This is a genomic window from Streptomyces sp. NPDC057249, assembly GCF_042669245.1.
Classification (GTDB): Bacteria; Actinomycetota; Actinomycetes; order Streptomycetales; family Streptomycetaceae; genus Streptomyces.
In genome coordinates this window covers 19,454-33,869 of sequence record NZ_JBHUXS010000005.1, presented here as the reverse complement: position 1 = coordinate 33,869, position 14,416 = coordinate 19,454, and the positions used below count along the sequence as shown (strand labels likewise).

The following is a 14,416-nucleotide window of genomic DNA, read 5'->3' as shown; positions in this document are numbered from 1 at the left end:
TGCACCACCTCCCCCGCACAGCAAGGCACCACGCACCATGGCTACAGAAGACAAGAACCGCGCCACTGCCGCCGCGATCCTTCCGCTCGTCGGTGGCGCCGCGAACGTCAGCTCGATCGCCCACTGCATGACCCGGCTCCGGCTCGGGCTGCACGACCGTTCGCTCGTCCAGGACGACGCGCTGAAGGCCGTCCCCGCGGTCATGGGCGTGGTCGAGGACGACACGTACCAGATCGTCCTCGGTCCCGGTACGGTCGCCCGCGTCACGCCGGAGTTCGAGAAACTGGTCGAGGAGGGCCGGGCCGAGGCCCCCGCCCCCGCTCCGGCCGGCGCCGCCCCGCTCACGGCGGAGGAGCTGGCCGCGCAGGGCGCCGAGATGAAGGCGGCCCGCAAGGCGAAGAACGCGACGCCGTTCAAGCTGTTCCTGCGCAGGATCGCCAACATCTTCGTGCCGCTGATCCCGGCCCTGATCGGCTGCGGCATCATCGCCGGGCTCAACGGCCTGCTGGTCAACCTGGAGTGGCTGCCCTCGGTCACCCCCGCGCTCGCCGCGATGGCCTCCGGCTTCATGGCCCTGATCGCGGTCTTCGTCGGGTACAACACGGCGAAGGAGTTCGGGGGCACGCCGATCCTGGGCGGTGCGGTGGCGGCGATCATCGTCTTCCCGGGCGTCGCGAACATCGAGGCGTTCGGCCAGAAGCTCTCCCCCGGCCAGGGCGGCGTCCTCGGCGCCCTGGGCGCGGCGGTGCTCGCGGTGTACGTCGAGAAGTGGTGCCGCCGCTGGGTGCCCGAGGCGCTGGACGTGCTGGTCACGCCGACGCTGACGGTCCTCGTCTCCGGCCTGGTCACGATCTTCGGTCTGATGTACGTGGCGGGTGAGGTCTCCACCGCGATCGGCGACTTCGCCGACTGGCTGCTGTCCAACGGCGGCGCGGGCGCGGGCCTGATCCTGGGCGGCTTCTTCCTCCCGCTGGTCATGCTGGGCCTGCACCAGGCCCTGATCCCGATCCACACCACGCTGATCGAGCAGCAGGGCTACACGGTCCTGCTCCCGATCCTCGCCATGGCCGGTGCCGGGCAGGTCGGCGCGGCCATCGCCACGTACGTCCGCCTCCCGCGCAACGAGTCGATCCGCAAGACCATCAAGTCCGCCCTGCCCGCCGGTTTCCTGGGCGTCGGCGAACCCCTGATCTACGGCGTCTCGCTCCCGCTGGGCCGCCCGTTCATCACGGCCTGCGTGGGCGGTGCGTTCGGCGGCGCGTTCGTCGGCTTCTTCAACCAGCTGGGCGACGCGGTCGGCTCCACCGCGATCGGCCCGTCCGGCTGGGCCCTGTTCCCCCTGCTCGACGGCAACCACGGCCTGGGCGCCACGATCGCGATCTACGCGGGCGGCCTCGTCGTCGGCTACCTCGCGGGCTTCCTGGCGACGTACTTCTTCGGTTTCAGCAAGGAGCTCCTGGCGGAGTTCAACGTGAGCCAGGAGAAGGCCGCCCCGACGGCGACCCCGGACCCGGCCACGCCTTCCGAAACGGCGAAGGCGCCGGCGACGGTCTGAGACACGCGCGGAACGCAGCGGCGGCCCCCTCGGGTGAGGGGAGCCGCCGCTTTGCCGTATGCCTCAGACCGGAAAGCCGTCCGTGGGCAGCGTGACGTCGAAGGGCGCGGGAAGCGCGAGCGGCTTACCGAACGGCACCGCGTCCGCGTGCTTGTACGTGCCGTGCTCGCCCGGCTCCGTGAACAGGGTGGCCATGGCACCCCGGGTGTCGAACCGGTCGATCAGCAGGTACATCGGCACACCGGCGCGGGCATAGGCGCGGTACTTCTTCGTACGGTCCTCGCGGGCGTTGCCCTTCGAGGTGATCTCCACGACGAGGAGGGCCTCGGAGGCGTCCATGGGGGCGCTGACGTCGGGATCGGCGGCGTCGATCAACTCGGACGGCATGACCACGAGGTCGGGGACGTAGAGCTTGTCGAGCGGGGCGACGTGCACGCCCAGCGTCTGGTAGATCTCCAGTACGTCGGGCAGGTTCCCGTAGAGGCAGCGCTGCACCTTGGCGGCGATCCCGTTGTGATGTGCGTGCGGCGGCGGTACCAAGACGATCTGCCCTTCGTCGATCTCGGCGCGCCATCCCTCGGGCACGTCCAGTTCCTGCCAGGTGCGCAGGAGGTAGTCCCACTGGCGGCCTTCAGGGTCCTGCTGGTGTTCGACCATCGCGGCGGTCATCGCGGGTCCCTTCTTCTGAAGCCTGTCCGGGGAGCGTAGATCGACGGTTTCGCGGCGCGAGCCCGCTTTCCTCAGCGTCCCACGTTCGTGTGAGCGACGCACCGAGCGCCGCTCACCGTTGCTCCTGAGCCAGCCCCAACAGCACCCCGTGCGTCTCCCGGTCCGCAGCCACCACCAAGCCGCCCGCACCCTGGTCCACCGGCAGCCCGTCGATCCCGGTCACCACGCAGCCCGCCGCCTCGCAGAGCGCGATGCCCGCCGCGAAGTGGACGCTGTCCAGCCGCAGGCCGGGCCCGCCGTCGGTGACGTACGCGGCCCTGCGCCCCGCCGCCACCCACGCGACGGCCACCGTGCTGGACACGACGCGCGGCCGGAACCCGGCGACGAACTCCGGCGCGGCCATGAGCTCCACCGCCCGGAACGCCGGCGCGTGCGGGAACGGCGGGTCCAGGTTGACGTCCACCAGCCGGGAGCCGGCCGAGGGTATGAGCCGTTCGTCCCGCCCGTCCTCCCGCCGCACCCAAGCCCCCGCACCGTCCGTCCAGAAGACCTCGCCGCTGAACGGATCGGCCGAGGCCGCCGCCGTGACGCGGGAGGCGTCCCGCAACGCGACGTTCACCGCGACGAGCATGTTGCCCACCGCGTAGTTGAGCGTCCCGCACAGCGGGTCCACCAGCCACCGCCGCCCCGCCCCGGCCGCCCCCGTGGCCCCGCTCTCCTCACCCGTCACCGCGTCCTCGGGCCGGGCCGCGCGCAGTACGTCGAGCACGGCCTCCTCCGCCGCGATGTCGGCGGCCGTCGCGAAGTCACCGCCGCCCTTCTCGTACCGCGCCAGCGACGCCCCGTACATCTCGCGCACGACGGCCGCCCCCGCCGACGCCGCCCGAAGGGCCACCTGCGCGTCGCTTTCCATGTCCATGGTCACCATCCACGCAGGCTAACGGTCACTCCGCGAGGCCCCGGCGGCTTTGCGCGGAACGGCGCCGAGCCGCCGCCCCCGGGGCAGTGACCGACGCGCACCCGTGCCCGCCCGACGGCACGTCATCGCGGCAACTGCCCTTCCCGGTTGATCTCCGTCACCCGCGCCCGCAGCACCGCCCCCGGCGGCGCCTGGCGTACGGACTCCGCCGGGCAGTCCCACGCCGGCCCGCCGCCCGGCGGCCGAAGCCGCACGTACGGCCCGACGCGCCCCATCACCCGGCCGATCCGGCCGTCCCGTACATCCACGGCGAACGACCCCGGCTCCGGCGTACAAGCCTCCAGGCCGTCCCCGCCCGTCATGAGGCCGCCGCCTTCTCGTCCAGCACCCTGCTGAGCTGCTGCGCCGCCGCGAGGTTGCAGCGCCCCAGGTCCACCAGCACCGCCGGGTCGTCACCCGCGCACGAGGCCAGGTCGATGCGCAGCGAGGGCAGCTTCACCCCGGCCCGCGCGAAGCCCTCCTTCAGCAACGCCACCACCTCCTCGGCCTCCCGAATCTTCGCCACCGCAGCCCTGCGCCGTTCCGTTGTCGTCATGATCCATTCCTTCCACACTGAGTAACGACGATGCATACCCAGAGTGGTGATTCTCTCGCTAGCCTGGAAGGGGCGCAGGCCCAACAAGCGCACGTGTGTAACAGGGAGTTGTCATGCCAGGTCCCAGAAAGCTCGACCCCTCGTCCTCCCCCCGAGCCCTCCTGGGCGCCGAACTCCGCCACCGAAGAGAACGCGCGGGCCTCTCCCAGACCGAATTGGGCGCCCCGATGTTCGTCAGCGGCTCGTTCATCGGCCAGCTGGAGTCCGGGGTCCGGCGCATGCAGATGGACCAGGCGGTCAAGTTCGACGAGATCCTGAGCGCGGACGGCTTCTTCAAGCGCAACTGCGCGGCGCTGAAGAAGTCGAAGTACCCGGATCACTTCGCGGAGGCGGCCGAGGCGGAGGCCCGCGCGACGGAGATCAAGCAGTACGCGCCGCAGCTCATCCCGGGCCTCTTGCAGACGGAGTCGTACGCGCGAGCCGTGTTCCGGGAGTACCAGCCCACGGCGGTCGAGTGCGTGATCGATGAACTCGTGGCAGCCCGTCTCGACCGAACACGACTCCTCGCCGATCCAACACTGCCGATGTTGTGGGTCGTTCTGGACGAAGCTGTGTTACGTCGGAGGGTGGGCGGACCCGCATGCATGGCAGGGGGCCTCCGCCACATCGCCGACCTGATGAGACAGCACCGAATCATCGTGCAAGTGCTGCCCTTTTCCGCAGGTGCCCATGCCGCCCTGACCGGCTCTCTGAAGCTGATGTCGTTCGCCGACGAGCCACCACTCGCCTACGTGGACGGCATGGGCATCGGCCATCTGCAAGACGATCCGGCAACGGTCCGTCAGTGCGAACTGACCTACGATCTGGTCGTGGCCAGCGCGCTCTCACCGGCAGCGTCCCTGGCGTTGATCGAGTCGGTGGCGGAGGATTACGAGCATGAAGCGCAGCGGTTCTGACTACGACCTGTCCACGGCCACTTGGCGGAAGTCCTCGTACAGCGGCGGCGACGGCGGCAACTGCGTAGAGGTCGCCACCTGGCGCAAGTCCACGTACAGCGGCGGCGACGGCGGGGACTGCCTCGAAGTCCTCGACGGCATCCCGGACGTCGTCCCCGTCCGCGACTCCAAGGTCACCGACGGCCCGGCGGTCGTCTTCGCATCGGCCGCCTGGCAGCAGTTCGTCACCGACCTCAAGCACGGCTGACGCGACGCGGCGAGAACCGGGCGCCGGTACCAGCGACATGCGCGGTGGTACCGGCGCCCTTGACCTCAACCTCACTTGAGGCCGGACGATCTCGTCCATGCAGACAGCCACAGCCACAGCCACGGAATGGATCAGCAAGAACTCCCACACGCTCACCGCGAGGAAGCCCGACGAGCCGTTGGATGATCTGCGGCCACTCGCCCCTCTGGTGCGCGACGCCAAGATCGTGGCGCTGGGAGCCGCCAGCCGGCAGACACGCGAACTGTCGGAGACGGCGCACCGGATCGTCCGCCTGCTGGTGGAGGAGGAGGAATTCCGGAGCGTCGTCCTGGAGGGCGACGCTCCGGGCCGACTCGGCCTGGCGGCGTACGTCGCCACGGGCGAGGGTGACCCGGCGGCCATGCTGGCGGAGGCGCGGTTGTTCTGGCGGACGGCGGAGATCCTCGCACTCGTACGGTGGATGAGGTCCTACAACGAGCGCCACCCGGACGACCCGGTGCGTCTCGCGCAGCCACCGGCCGAACCGGTGCGCGACGCCACGCGACTCGACGGGCTGGCCCAGGTGGAACGCACACTCGCCGACGGGGCGGCCTGGTGGCAGCGGCACACGGGCGACAAGGTCGTCTACTGGGGCGGCATGGCGCACACCGCAGTCGGCTCCCCGCGCACCGTGTCCGTAGGCCCCGCCGAGCCCCCGCAAACGCACAAGAACATGGGCGGATACCTACGCGAGTGCATGGGCCCGGACTTCCGGTCCGTCGGACTCACCTTGGCTCACGGTTCCATCGGCCTGCCCCTGCCCCTGCCGGTTCCGGGCCCGGACTTCATCGACAACGTGCTGAGCGAGGCCGCCGGGGCCAGACCGGCCTACCTCCTGGACCTGGCCCTCCCCCGCCCCGAGCCGGTGCGCCGCGTCCTCGACGCCCCGACCCGCATCCGACTGATCAGCCCGCTGTACGACCCCCGGCACGACGAGGCCCACCACATGTCGGGTGCCGCCCTCACCACCTGGTTCGACGCGGTCGTCCACACCCAGGAGGTAACGCCTGCCCGGCCCTTGTCCTGAGTGCCGGGCCTCGCCGGTGGGGGGGTGCCGTCAGTGCGCGATGCCGTCGATCACGTCGCGGGCGCCCTGACGGAGGAGGGCGACGGCGACGGACGTGCCGAGCGTGGCCGGGTCGAGCCGGCCCGCCCACTCGTGGGCGTTGAGGACGGTCTTGCCGTCCGGCGAGAACACGCTGGCACGGAGGGACAGTTCGCCGTTGCCCTCGGCCCGGGCGAAACCGGCGATCGGGCTGTTGCAGTGGCCTTGCAGGACGTGCAGCAGCGTCCGCTCGGCCTGCGTCTCCCGGTAGGCGTCGTGGTCGCCGAGCGGGCTGACGACGTCGATCAGCTCGTCGTCGCCTTCGCGGCACTGGAGCGCGAGGACCCCGGCGCCGATCGGCGGCATCATCGTCTCGGTCGAGAGGATCTCGGTGATGACGTCGGTCCGGCCGATCCGGGCGAGGCCGGCGGCGGCCAGGAGCAGCGCGTCGGCGTCGCCCGCGTCGAGCTTCGCCAGGCGCCGGTTCGCGTTCCCGCGCATCGGTACGCAGGTGAGGTGCGGGTGCGAGGCGCCGAGCTGGGCGACGCGGCGCACCGACGAGGTGCCGATCCGCGTACCGGCCGGGAGCGCGTCGAGGGTGAGGCCGCCGGGGTGGATGAGCGCGTCCCGGATGTCGTCCCGCTTGAGGAAGGCCGCGAAGGTCGTGCCGGCCGGGAGGGGCCGGTCCGCCGGGACGTCCTTGACGCAGTGCACGGCCAGGTCGGCCTCCCCGGCGAGGAGGGCGGCGTCGACCTCCTTGGTGAAGGCCCCCTTGCCCTCCACCTGGCTGAGGTCGCCCATCCACTTGTCACCGGTCGTCTTCACCGGAAGGACGGCGGTCCGGATGCCGGGATGGAGCACGGCCAGCTCGGCACGTACGCGCTCCACCTGAGCGAGTGCCATCGGAGAGTCACGGGAAACGATGCGAATCAGTTCAACCGGCATAAGGGCACGATAGGCCCGGCAGATCCGGCAACTCCATCTTCCAACGCGCCTTCTCGGGGCTCAAGCCGCGAGTTCCGAGCGCTCTTTGAGTGGATTGGTTGGGCGGGCCTGTACCCGCCCACCCGCCCCCGCTACCCGCAAGGGTTCACTTTTCGCGATCAAGTTGCGACGGAGGGTAGGCACGCTTTAGCTTCAGCACGGACATAGACCACAAGACGGCCCCCGTCGGTGCGCGAACACCGCCAGGGGCCTGACCACCTCGATCGAAAGCTGAGGAGACGATCAGATGGCTGACGCCCAGTCTAGTAGCGCACCCTTCCCCGGCCACCCCATGGCGAACCCCGGTTACGGCAAGCGTTCCGCCCCGGACCAACGCCCGCGTACGGGTCAGGACTTCACGCACCTCAACCCCCGTGACGCGGCCATCGCGGCCTACATCGACGGACTGTGCGACGGCGCGGACATCTCCGTGAAGACGCTGGCCAAGACGCTCCCGTACGGGCAGTGCGCGATCCGCACATCGCTGAACCGCCTTCAGGAGGCGGGGCACCTGCGCCGGGGCAGCGAGTGCGTGGCGAGCGGGGAAAACCTGCTGTGGGTGACCCGGACGTTCTTTTCCCGCACCGCGCGCGACGACACCTGGTGGGCGGGCTTCAGCCGGGGCGACGTACCCGAGGAGAGCAAGCGGGAAACGCGCTCGCGGGCGTTCATCCTGCTCGCGGCGCTGGGCCGCGAGGCCCCCGTGCTGTCGCTGTCGCACCGGGAGTGCGTGGCGCTGGAACCGCAGGTGACGGAGTGGCTGCGCCGGGGTGCCACGGAGACCGAGGTCTTCCGGGCCCTCACCTCCGGGCTCCCGGACCCCGTCCACCACCCGGCGGCCTTCGTGGCCAAGCGCCTCCAGACGAAGCTGCCCCCGGACCGCGAACCCCGCCCGGTCCTGCGCACCCTGGAATGCAGCGAGTGCCGCGCCCCCGGCACCGCCGACGCGCTCCCGGGCGGCAAGTGCCGCCCCTGCTCGGGCAGGCCCGCCCGCGACACCCCCACTCTCCCCGCCCAGCAGGTCAGGGCCCAGGCCCGGGCCGTACGGGCGGGCCTGATCCCGAAATCGGACCGCCCGGGCCGCTGACGCGCCCGCAGGCGGCCGCTACGCCGTACGCACCTCCGCGAACACCCCCCGCACCTCCACGTCCTCCGGCGTGCGCCACGGGCCGGACACGTGGCCCGTCGCACCCGCCGGGGCCTCGGCGGCCGGTCGCAGGACGCGGTTCACGTGGAGGGTGGTGCCGGTGGCGGGCAGGTCCGTGCCCTCCGGGGTGTCCGACGCACGGGGGACCGCGGCGCCGAAGGGGGCGCCCGTGTGGGAGTGCGTGATCGTCGGGTCAGGGGCGTCGCTGACGCTCTGGGCCTGGGGTTCCGCACGGCCGTCCAGCAGGGCGAACAGCTGCGCCACCAGGACCGGGTCGTGGCACCCGTCATACACCCAGCGCTGCCCGAGCACGCCGTGCGTGGTCGTGCCGATGAGGGCGTCCTCCGCGCCTTCGAGCGCGGCGCCCCGGTAGGTGAGCGGCACGAAATACGGCACCGGCTCGGCGCCCGAGGCGTCGGTGACCACCATGAACTCGATGCCCACCTCGCCCTGCGGGTCGTCCAGGCGGAAGCCGCCGGACCTGACGAGGGACGGGCCGGCGGAGCCCGCGTACCAGGGGCGGGTCGGAAGCCAGGTGGCGAGCAGTTCGAGCTTGGTCGGCGACAGGGTGGTGCGGTGGATGACGGCCATGCCGGATGACTCCCGTGGGTCGCGTGAACAGCTGGTTTCCCCGCGCACAGGGGCCGTTGTCGGACCCGCGCGCTACGTTGAGCCTATGACTTCGGGAACCGGCACCACCGTGCGCATCAGGCCGCAGCAATTCCACGAGACCGCCGGCCTGAACGACTGGCGCGTCGTCGGCGAGGGCGCGTGCGCCCACTTCCGCACCGGCGGATCGTTCGCGACCGGTACGCGCTTCGTCCGGGCCATCGGCGAACTGCCGGACCTCGGCGACGACCACCCGGACATCGACGTGCGGCGCGACGGCGTGACCGTACGGCTGATCGCGCTCACCGATGACTACTTCGGGATGACCGGCCGGCATGTCGAGGTGGCCCGGCGGATATCGGAGACGGCCCGCGCCCTCGGCCTCACCGCCGACCCGTCCTTCGTGCAGACCGTGCAGGTCACCGTCGACGCGCTCGACGGCCCCGCCGTGGTCGCGTTCTGGCGCGCCCTGCTCGGCTACGAGCACCGCGCCGGCAGCCCCGAGGACCTGGTCGACCCGCGCCGGCGCGGCGCCCCCTTCTACTTCCAGCGGATGGACGCCCCGCGCCCCCAGCGCAACCGCGTCCACGTCGACGTATGGGTGCCGTACGACCAGGCCGGGGCCCGGATAGCCGCGGCCCTGGCCGCCGGGGGACGGCTGCTGAACGACGCGGACGCCCCGCACAACTGGGTCCTCGCCGACCCCGAGGGCAACGAGGCGTGCGTCGGGGTGGCCGGCCCGCCCGGACCGGCCACCGACTAGGAGCCGCGCCTCACCACGTGGAGGGCGCCGGGGGCGGGACCACCTCCGGGCGGTCGTCGCAGGTGATCGTGTTGGGCAGCAGCCACGGCGCGAGCCAGCCGCCGTCGTTGCCGCCCAGGTCCGTCAGACCGAACTCCGAACCGGTCGACGGGAAGTGGAACGAGCCGCAGTTGTTGACGCCCACCGCGCCCACGTTGCGCGCGTCCACGTTTTCGAAGGTGGCCCCGCCCGCCGCGCGGGCGCTCAGCACGGAGGTGCCGGTGCCGTCGACCCGGACGTCCTTGAAGTGGATGTTCTCGATGACGTACCGGTCCTTCACCGCCCAGTCCGAGACCAGCATGATCGCGTTGTACGTGCTGTCCAGGAAGTCGTTGCCCGTGACCCGGATGTCCGCGCCGTCGATGCTCCGGTCCAGGGCGAAGACCCACAGCGCCCCGAGCCCGATCTTCCAGTTGAGCTCGAACGTGCCCGCGCGGACCGTGGTGTTGCGGGCGACGTCCACCTTCCCGGCGAAGGGCTCGGCGCCGAAGCGGGAGCCGAGGTGCAGAGCGCTGCCCTCGCGGACCGGGTCGGCGACGAGGTTGTCGGAGACGGTGATGTCGCTGCCGCCGTAGATCGCGATGCCGTTGGCGAGGACCGGGGTCTGCACCGTGTTGTGGTCGAAGGTGTTGCGGGCGTTCGTGGTCTTCTCCGCCCACATGGCGAGGCCGTCGTCGCCGGAGTTGCGTACGAAGGTGTTCGTGACGCGCGAATCCGTCACACCGGTGTGGAAGTTGATGGCGTCCGCGATCTGGTCCACGATCACGGTGTCGGAGACCTTCAGGTTCCGCATCGGGCCGTCGAACCACATGCCGACCTTGGTGTGGCTGATGTGCAGGCCCTTGATGGTCGAATCGCTCATCGCGCCGCCGATCGCGTTGACCTGGTCGGTGTCGATGCGCTCACGCACGTCGCCCTCGATGGCGAAGCCGGAGAGATGGACGTTGCGGCTGCCGCCCTCGGCCGCGGACTTCCCGTAGAAGCCGACGCCGGTGTGCGTGGACCCGTCGGCGGCGGGCTCGGCGAGCGCGACCTCACGGCCCTTGATCTTCGTGTACCAGTTGCCCGCGCCGACGATCGTGACGTCGTCCACGAGGATGTGCCGGTCCACCCGGTACGTCCCCGGCGGGATGTACACCTTCAGATGGGCGCGCCGGGCGAACGCGATCGCCTTCTCGATCGCCCCCGCCGCGTCCCGCCGCCCGGTCGGATCGGCCCCGAACGCAAGGACGTTGGCGGCGAACAGCTCGATGTGCGGCAGCCCCACCCGCTCGGAGTCCAGCAGGTCGATCGCCGTCCACGCGGCCCGGCTCCCGGCCGGCACGGTCAGCCGCACGGTGGCGCCCGCGCGGTACGTGCGGCCGAGCAGGAGCCGCTGCTCGTCGTAGAAGTGGCTGGGCCGGAACGGCTTGTCCACGACCGGGGCGGGCGTCGTGTCGGCGGGCACGCAGCCGCACTCGGTGATCCACCAGTCGGGGTGGAGGAGCCCGGCCCCCGGGTCGTTGGAGAACGGGTACTGGTTGTACAGCCAGGAGTACTGCGAGGTCAGCGTCATCGTGGACCGCTTGGAGCCGTTCACCGAGACGTCGAGCGGCGCCGTGATCCCGCCGCCGCCCGGCGCGTCCGGGATGCTGTAGCGCACGGTGATCGCGTCGGCCGCCGCGGGCAGCGTGAACTCCACGTGCTGCCCGGGCGCCAGCTTGACCGCCCGACGCCCCGACGCCTCGGACGGCAGCGTGTACGCGTCCCGGTCCGGCCCGATCACGGTCCCGTCGGTCACCGCGTTCTCGGCCTCCTGCTCCGCGAACGCCACCTTCGCGCCGCGCCCCTGTACCAGCGCGGGATCGAGGGCGGCGCGCGTGACGACCGGGGCCGGAGCGGCGGCGGGCCGGGGCCCGGCGAGCGCGGGCGCCCCGGCCAGCACCCCGAACCCGACGGCGACCGCGGTCACCGAGGCGACCGCGGACGCGTACAGCCCGGCCCGGCGCGGTCTTCGCACCGCCGCCGCGACGGCGGCGTTCTTCCGTGACATCGCATGCCCGTTTCTCTGAGGGAACGACGGGGCTCAACGGCCGTGCGCGCGTGGGGAGGCCGCCACCGTCATGAGTGAAGCGACAGTAGGGCGCGCGTCACCACTCCCACAAGATGCACGCGGGATGTTTCCACTTTCGCATGGAAGAAGTGCGTCGCGATGTCATGTTTTTGCGCAAGCGACGCAACCGCCACCGCGTCGGTCCTACCCGGTCGTCCCCACCGGCAGCGTCAACTCCGAGTCCGCGTGCACCGTCACCCGTACGGGGACGAACTCCGTCGCGTCGATCCGGGGCTCCCCCGTGCCCGGGTTCAGCGCGTAGCGCGGGTGGGGGGCGGGGCCGATCTGCCAGCGGAGGCGGTGGCCGGGTGCGAAGCGGTGGGCGGTGGGGGTCATCGGGACCGTCACGTGGACGCCGAGGCCCTCGCGACGGCCGGGCGGCCCGTCACCCCCGACGCCGTGTTCGACCGCTTCCTCAACCGCCTCGTGGACGGCCTCGACGCGGGCTGAGCCCGTACCCGTACACACGACGACACCGGCCCCCGGGGACGCATCCCCGGGGGCCGGTGTCTCGGTACTGCTGGAACTGCCGATCCGTCAGGGATCAGAAGTCCATGTCACCGCCCGGCATGCCGCCCGGAGCGGCCGCGGCGGCCTTCTCCGGCTTGTCGGCGATGACGGCCTCGGTGGTGAGGAACAGCGCGGCGATCGACGCGGCGTTCTGCAGCGCGGAGCGCGTCACCTTCGCCGGGTCGAGGATGCCCTCGGCGATCATGTCGACGTACTCGCCGGTCGCGGCGTTCAGGCCGTGGCCGACGGCCAGGTTGCGGACCTTCTCCACGACGACGCCACCCTCGAGACCACCGTTGACGGCGATCTGCTTGAGCGGGGCCTCCAGGGCGAGCTTCACGGCGTTGGCGCCGGTCGCCTCGTCACCCTCGAGCTCCAGCTTCTCGAAGACGGCCGAAGCCTGGAGCAGAGCCACGCCACCACCGGCGACGATGCCCTCCTCGACGGCGGCCTTGGCGTTGCGCACCGCGTCCTCGATGCGGTGCTTGCGCTCCTTCAGCTCGACCTCGGTCGCGGCACCGGCCTTGATGACGGCCACGCCGCCGGCCAGCTTCGCCAGGCGCTCCTGGAGCTTCTCGCGGTCGTAGTCCGAGTCGGAGTTCTCGATCTCGGCACGGATCTGGTTGACGCGGCCCTGGACCTGGTCGCTGTCACCGGCGCCGTCGACGATCGTCGTCTCGTCCTTGGTGATGACGACCTTGCGGGCGCGGCCGAGCAGGTCGAGACCGGCGTTCTCCAGCTTGAGGCCGACCTCCTCGGAGATGACGGTGCCGCCCGTGAGGATGGCGATGTCACCGAGCATGGCCTTGCGGCGGTCGCCGAAGCCCGGGGCCTTGACGGCGACGGACTTGAAGGTGCCGCGGATCTTGTTGACGACCAGGGTCGACAGGGCCTCGCCCTCGACGTCCTCGGCGATGATCAGCAGCGGCTTGCCGGACTGCATGACCTTCTCCAGCAGCGGAAGGAGGTCCTTCACGTTGCTGACCTTGGAGTTCACGATCAGGATGTACGGGTCGTCCAGGGACGACTCCATGCGCTCCATGTCGGTGGCGAAGTACGCCGAGATGTAGCCCTTGTCGAAGCGCATACCCTCGGTGAGCTCCAGCTCCAGACCGAAGGTCTGGGACTCCTCGACGGTGATGACGCCTTCCTTGCCGACCTTGTCCATGGCCTCGGCGATGAGCTCGCCGATCTGGGTGTCGGCGGCGGAGATGGAGGCGGTCGAAGCGATCTGCTCCTTGGTCTCCACGTCCTTGGCCTGCTCCAGGAGGGCGGCGGAGACGGCCTCGACGGCCTTCTCGATGCCCCGCTTGAGAGCCATCGGGTTCGCACCCGCGGCCACGTTGCGCAGGCCCTCGCGGACGAGCGCCTGGGCGAGAACGGTGGCGGTGGTCGTACCGTCGCCGGCGACGTCGTCCGTCTTCTTGGCGACCTCCTTGACCAGCTCCGCACCGATCTTCTCGTACGGGTCCTCCAGCTCGATCTCCTTGGCGATGGACACACCATCGTTGGTGATCGTGGGGGCGCCCCACTTCTTCTCGAGGACGACGTTGCGACCCTTGGGGCCAAGGGTGACCTTGACGGCGTCGGCGAGCTGGTTCATGCCGCGCTCGAGACCGCGCCGGGCCTCCTCGTCGAACGCGATGATCTTGGCCATGTGAAGTGGTCCTCCCGGACAGGGGTGGATTGCTCCGGACCGAGTGGCGCCCGCGACGGACGGCCTGCGTGCCCTGCGGTTCCTTCCCCGCCTGGCCTGCGGGCCTCACCGGCCCGGTCCAAATTCTGTCACTCTCACCTGGAGAGTGCTAAGCCCAATGATTAGCACTCGACCCCCGAGAGTGCAAGCGCCTTCGGCCGGAGTGTGGACATCCCCGGACCGCCCCGGGCACGCGACCGGCACGCCACGGGCACGTACGAAGGGCCCGTACCCCTAGGTACGGACCCTTCGTACGTGCGTGGCGTCGCGGCCGACGTGCCGTGCCGCGCTTCAGCCGACGGCGAGCTTGACCATGTCCGCCTGCGGCCCCTTCTGGCCCTGCGAGATTTCGAACTCGACCCGCTGACCTTCTTCGAGGGTGCGGTACCCGTCCATCTGGATCGCGCTGTAGTGGACGAATACATCCGCACCACCGTCGACCGCGATGAAGCCGTACCCCTTCTCCGCGTTGAACCACTTGACGGTGCCCTGAGCCATGCCTAACTCCCCTGTAACGTGTGTGCGCCGAAGCGCGTCGACCGCGGCTGAAT

Annotated in this window: 16 protein-coding genes and 1 pseudogene; 7 read left to right on the top strand and 10 right to left on the bottom strand. The window is 70.9% G+C overall.

Going from position 1 to position 14,416, the window contains the following annotated elements:
* The first annotated feature begins 37 nt into the window (after positions 1–37).
* The gene (locus ACFUJY_RS10915) at positions 38–1,555 is read left to right on the top strand and encodes a PTS transporter subunit EIIC (protein WP_383297533.1); all 1,518 of its coding nucleotides are present in this window, start codon (positions 38–40) and stop codon (positions 1,553–1,555) included.
* A gap of 63 nt (positions 1,556–1,618) precedes the next feature.
* On the opposite strand, the gene ACFUJY_RS10910 is transcribed toward ACFUJY_RS10915, so the two are convergent.
* The 4 genes from ACFUJY_RS10910 to ACFUJY_RS10895 all read right to left on the bottom strand — a co-directional run bounded on the left by ACFUJY_RS10910 (position 1,619) and on the right by ACFUJY_RS10895 (position 3,738).
* Complete coding sequence (locus ACFUJY_RS10910) at positions 1,619–2,224, bottom strand: Uma2 family endonuclease (RefSeq protein ID WP_383297531.1); 606 nt, start codon at positions 2,222–2,224, stop codon at positions 1,619–1,621.
* Between the two features lie 112 nt (positions 2,225–2,336).
* On the bottom strand, positions 2,337–3,152 hold the full coding sequence (locus tag ACFUJY_RS10905; RefSeq protein ID WP_383297529.1) for an inositol monophosphatase family protein: 816 nt from the start codon (positions 3,150–3,152) through the stop codon (positions 2,337–2,339).
* A 113-nt stretch (positions 3,153–3,265) separates the two neighbouring features.
* Positions 3,266–3,505 (bottom strand): hypothetical protein, encoded by a 240-nt coding sequence (locus tag ACFUJY_RS10900; protein WP_383297527.1) that lies wholly within the window; start codon positions 3,503–3,505, stop codon positions 3,266–3,268.
* A complete protein-coding gene (locus ACFUJY_RS10895; RefSeq protein WP_383297525.1) occupies positions 3,502–3,738 on the bottom strand; it encodes a hypothetical protein in 237 nt (78 codons plus the stop codon). The genes ACFUJY_RS10900 and ACFUJY_RS10895 overlap by 4 nt, the downstream gene beginning before the upstream one ends.
* Before the next feature lie 113 nt (positions 3,739–3,851).
* Between ACFUJY_RS10895 and ACFUJY_RS10890 the strand changes: the two genes are divergently transcribed.
* From ACFUJY_RS10890 to ACFUJY_RS10880, 3 genes are all read left to right on the top strand, one after another.
* Positions 3,852–4,694: a helix-turn-helix domain-containing protein gene (locus ACFUJY_RS10890; RefSeq protein ID WP_383297524.1), complete on the top strand. Its 843-nt coding sequence runs from the start codon at positions 3,852–3,854 to the stop codon at positions 4,692–4,694.
* Positions 4,675–4,941, top strand: a complete 267-nt coding sequence (locus ACFUJY_RS10885) for a DUF397 domain-containing protein (protein ID WP_383297522.1) — start codon at positions 4,675–4,677, stop codon at positions 4,939–4,941. Before ACFUJY_RS10890 ends, ACFUJY_RS10885 begins: the two co-directional genes overlap by 20 nt.
* A gap of 97 nt (positions 4,942–5,038) precedes the next feature.
* Positions 5,039–6,007 carry an erythromycin esterase family protein gene (locus tag ACFUJY_RS10880; protein WP_383297520.1) on the top strand — a complete coding sequence of 323 codons (969 nt, stop codon included), beginning with the start codon at positions 5,039–5,041 and terminating at the stop codon, positions 6,005–6,007.
* A gap of 30 nt (positions 6,008–6,037) precedes the next feature.
* Here the strand turns inward: ACFUJY_RS10880 and hemC are convergent, their stop codons facing one another.
* On the bottom strand, positions 6,038–6,970 hold the full coding sequence (gene hemC / locus ACFUJY_RS10875) for a hydroxymethylbilane synthase (RefSeq protein WP_383297518.1): 933 nt from the start codon (positions 6,968–6,970) through the stop codon (positions 6,038–6,040).
* Positions 6,971–7,301: 331 nt separating this feature from the next.
* Here hemC and ACFUJY_RS10870 point away from each other — a divergent pair, with 331 nt between their 5' ends.
* A complete protein-coding gene (locus tag ACFUJY_RS10870) occupies positions 7,302–8,096 on the top strand; it encodes a hypothetical protein (RefSeq protein WP_383297516.1) in 795 nt (264 codons plus the stop codon).
* Between the two features lie 18 nt (positions 8,097–8,114).
* Here ACFUJY_RS10870 and ACFUJY_RS10865 read toward each other — a convergent pair whose 3' ends face one another.
* Positions 8,115–8,747, bottom strand: coding sequence for a 1,4-alpha-glucan branching protein (locus tag ACFUJY_RS10865; protein WP_383297514.1), 633 nt, complete (start codon positions 8,745–8,747; stop codon positions 8,115–8,117).
* 85 nt (positions 8,748–8,832) lie between these two features.
* Between ACFUJY_RS10865 and ACFUJY_RS10860 the strand changes: the two genes are divergently transcribed.
* Positions 8,833–9,528 (top strand): VOC family protein, encoded by a 696-nt coding sequence (locus tag ACFUJY_RS10860; RefSeq protein ID WP_383297512.1) that lies wholly within the window; start codon positions 8,833–8,835, stop codon positions 9,526–9,528.
* A gap of 10 nt (positions 9,529–9,538) precedes the next feature.
* Here the strand turns inward: ACFUJY_RS10860 and ACFUJY_RS10855 are convergent, their stop codons facing one another.
* Together ACFUJY_RS10855 and ACFUJY_RS10850 are read right to left on the bottom strand one after the other, a co-directional pair.
* Positions 9,539–11,599 (bottom strand): glycosyl hydrolase family 28-related protein, encoded by a 2,061-nt coding sequence (locus ACFUJY_RS10855; protein ID WP_383297510.1) that lies wholly within the window; start codon positions 11,597–11,599, stop codon positions 9,539–9,541.
* Between the two features lie 204 nt (positions 11,600–11,803).
* On the bottom strand, positions 11,804–11,995 hold the full coding sequence (locus ACFUJY_RS10850; protein WP_383297508.1) for a hypothetical protein: 192 nt from the start codon (positions 11,993–11,995) through the stop codon (positions 11,804–11,806).
* A gap of 18 nt (positions 11,996–12,013) precedes the next feature.
* Here ACFUJY_RS10850 and ACFUJY_RS10845 point away from each other — a divergent pair.
* Positions 12,014–12,109 (top strand): annotated as a pseudogene (locus ACFUJY_RS10845) (TetR/AcrR family transcriptional regulator); the annotation flags it as partial.
* Positions 12,110–12,203: 94 nt separating this feature from the next.
* Here the strand turns inward: ACFUJY_RS10845 and groL are convergent.
* Together groL and ACFUJY_RS10835 are read right to left on the bottom strand one after the other, a co-directional pair.
* The gene (gene groL / locus ACFUJY_RS10840; RefSeq protein WP_111336677.1) at positions 12,204–13,826 is read right to left on the bottom strand and encodes a chaperonin GroEL; all 1,623 of its coding nucleotides are present in this window, start codon (positions 13,824–13,826) and stop codon (positions 12,204–12,206) included.
* A 330-nt stretch (positions 13,827–14,156) separates the two neighbouring features.
* Positions 14,157–14,363, bottom strand: a complete 207-nt coding sequence (locus tag ACFUJY_RS10835; RefSeq protein WP_003967346.1) for a cold-shock protein — start codon at positions 14,361–14,363, stop codon at positions 14,157–14,159.
* Between the last annotated feature and the right edge of the window lie 53 nt (positions 14,364–14,416).

Excerpts from the sequence above, each read along its gene's own strand:
- ACFUJY_RS10915 (WP_383297533.1), top strand. The coding sequence starts at position 38 with ATGGCTACAGAAGACAAGAACCGCGCCACTGCCGCCGCGATCCTTCCG.
- ACFUJY_RS10910 (WP_383297531.1), bottom strand. The coding sequence starts at position 2,224 with ATGACCGCCGCGATGGTCGAACACCAGCAGGACCCTGAAGGCCGCCAG.
- ACFUJY_RS10905 (WP_383297529.1), bottom strand. The coding sequence starts at position 3,152 with ATGGTGACCATGGACATGGAAAGCGACGCGCAGGTGGCCCTTCGGGCG.
- ACFUJY_RS10900 (WP_383297527.1), bottom strand. The coding sequence starts at position 3,505 with ATGACGGGCGGGGACGGCCTGGAGGCTTGTACGCCGGAGCCGGGGTCG.
- ACFUJY_RS10895 (WP_383297525.1), bottom strand. The coding sequence starts at position 3,738 with ATGACGACAACGGAACGGCGCAGGGCTGCGGTGGCGAAGATTCGGGAG.
- ACFUJY_RS10890 (WP_383297524.1), top strand. The coding sequence starts at position 3,852 with ATGCCAGGTCCCAGAAAGCTCGACCCCTCGTCCTCCCCCCGAGCCCTC.
- ACFUJY_RS10885 (WP_383297522.1), top strand. The coding sequence starts at position 4,675 with ATGAAGCGCAGCGGTTCTGACTACGACCTGTCCACGGCCACTTGGCGG.
- ACFUJY_RS10880 (WP_383297520.1), top strand. The coding sequence starts at position 5,039 with ATGCAGACAGCCACAGCCACAGCCACGGAATGGATCAGCAAGAACTCC.
- hemC (WP_383297518.1), bottom strand. The coding sequence starts at position 6,970 with ATGCCGGTTGAACTGATTCGCATCGTTTCCCGTGACTCTCCGATGGCA.
- ACFUJY_RS10870 (WP_383297516.1), top strand. The coding sequence starts at position 7,302 with ATGGCGAACCCCGGTTACGGCAAGCGTTCCGCCCCGGACCAACGCCCG.
- ACFUJY_RS10865 (WP_383297514.1), bottom strand. The coding sequence starts at position 8,747 with ATGGCCGTCATCCACCGCACCACCCTGTCGCCGACCAAGCTCGAACTG.
- ACFUJY_RS10860 (WP_383297512.1), top strand. The coding sequence starts at position 8,833 with ATGACTTCGGGAACCGGCACCACCGTGCGCATCAGGCCGCAGCAATTC.
- ACFUJY_RS10855 (WP_383297510.1), bottom strand. The coding sequence starts at position 11,599 with ATGTCACGGAAGAACGCCGCCGTCGCGGCGGCGGTGCGAAGACCGCGC.
- ACFUJY_RS10850 (WP_383297508.1), bottom strand. The coding sequence starts at position 11,995 with ATGACCCCCACCGCCCACCGCTTCGCACCCGGCCACCGCCTCCGCTGG.
- groL (WP_111336677.1), bottom strand. The coding sequence starts at position 13,826 with ATGGCCAAGATCATCGCGTTCGACGAGGAGGCCCGGCGCGGTCTCGAG.
- ACFUJY_RS10835 (WP_003967346.1), bottom strand. The coding sequence starts at position 14,363 with ATGGCTCAGGGCACCGTCAAGTGGTTCAACGCGGAGAAGGGGTACGGC.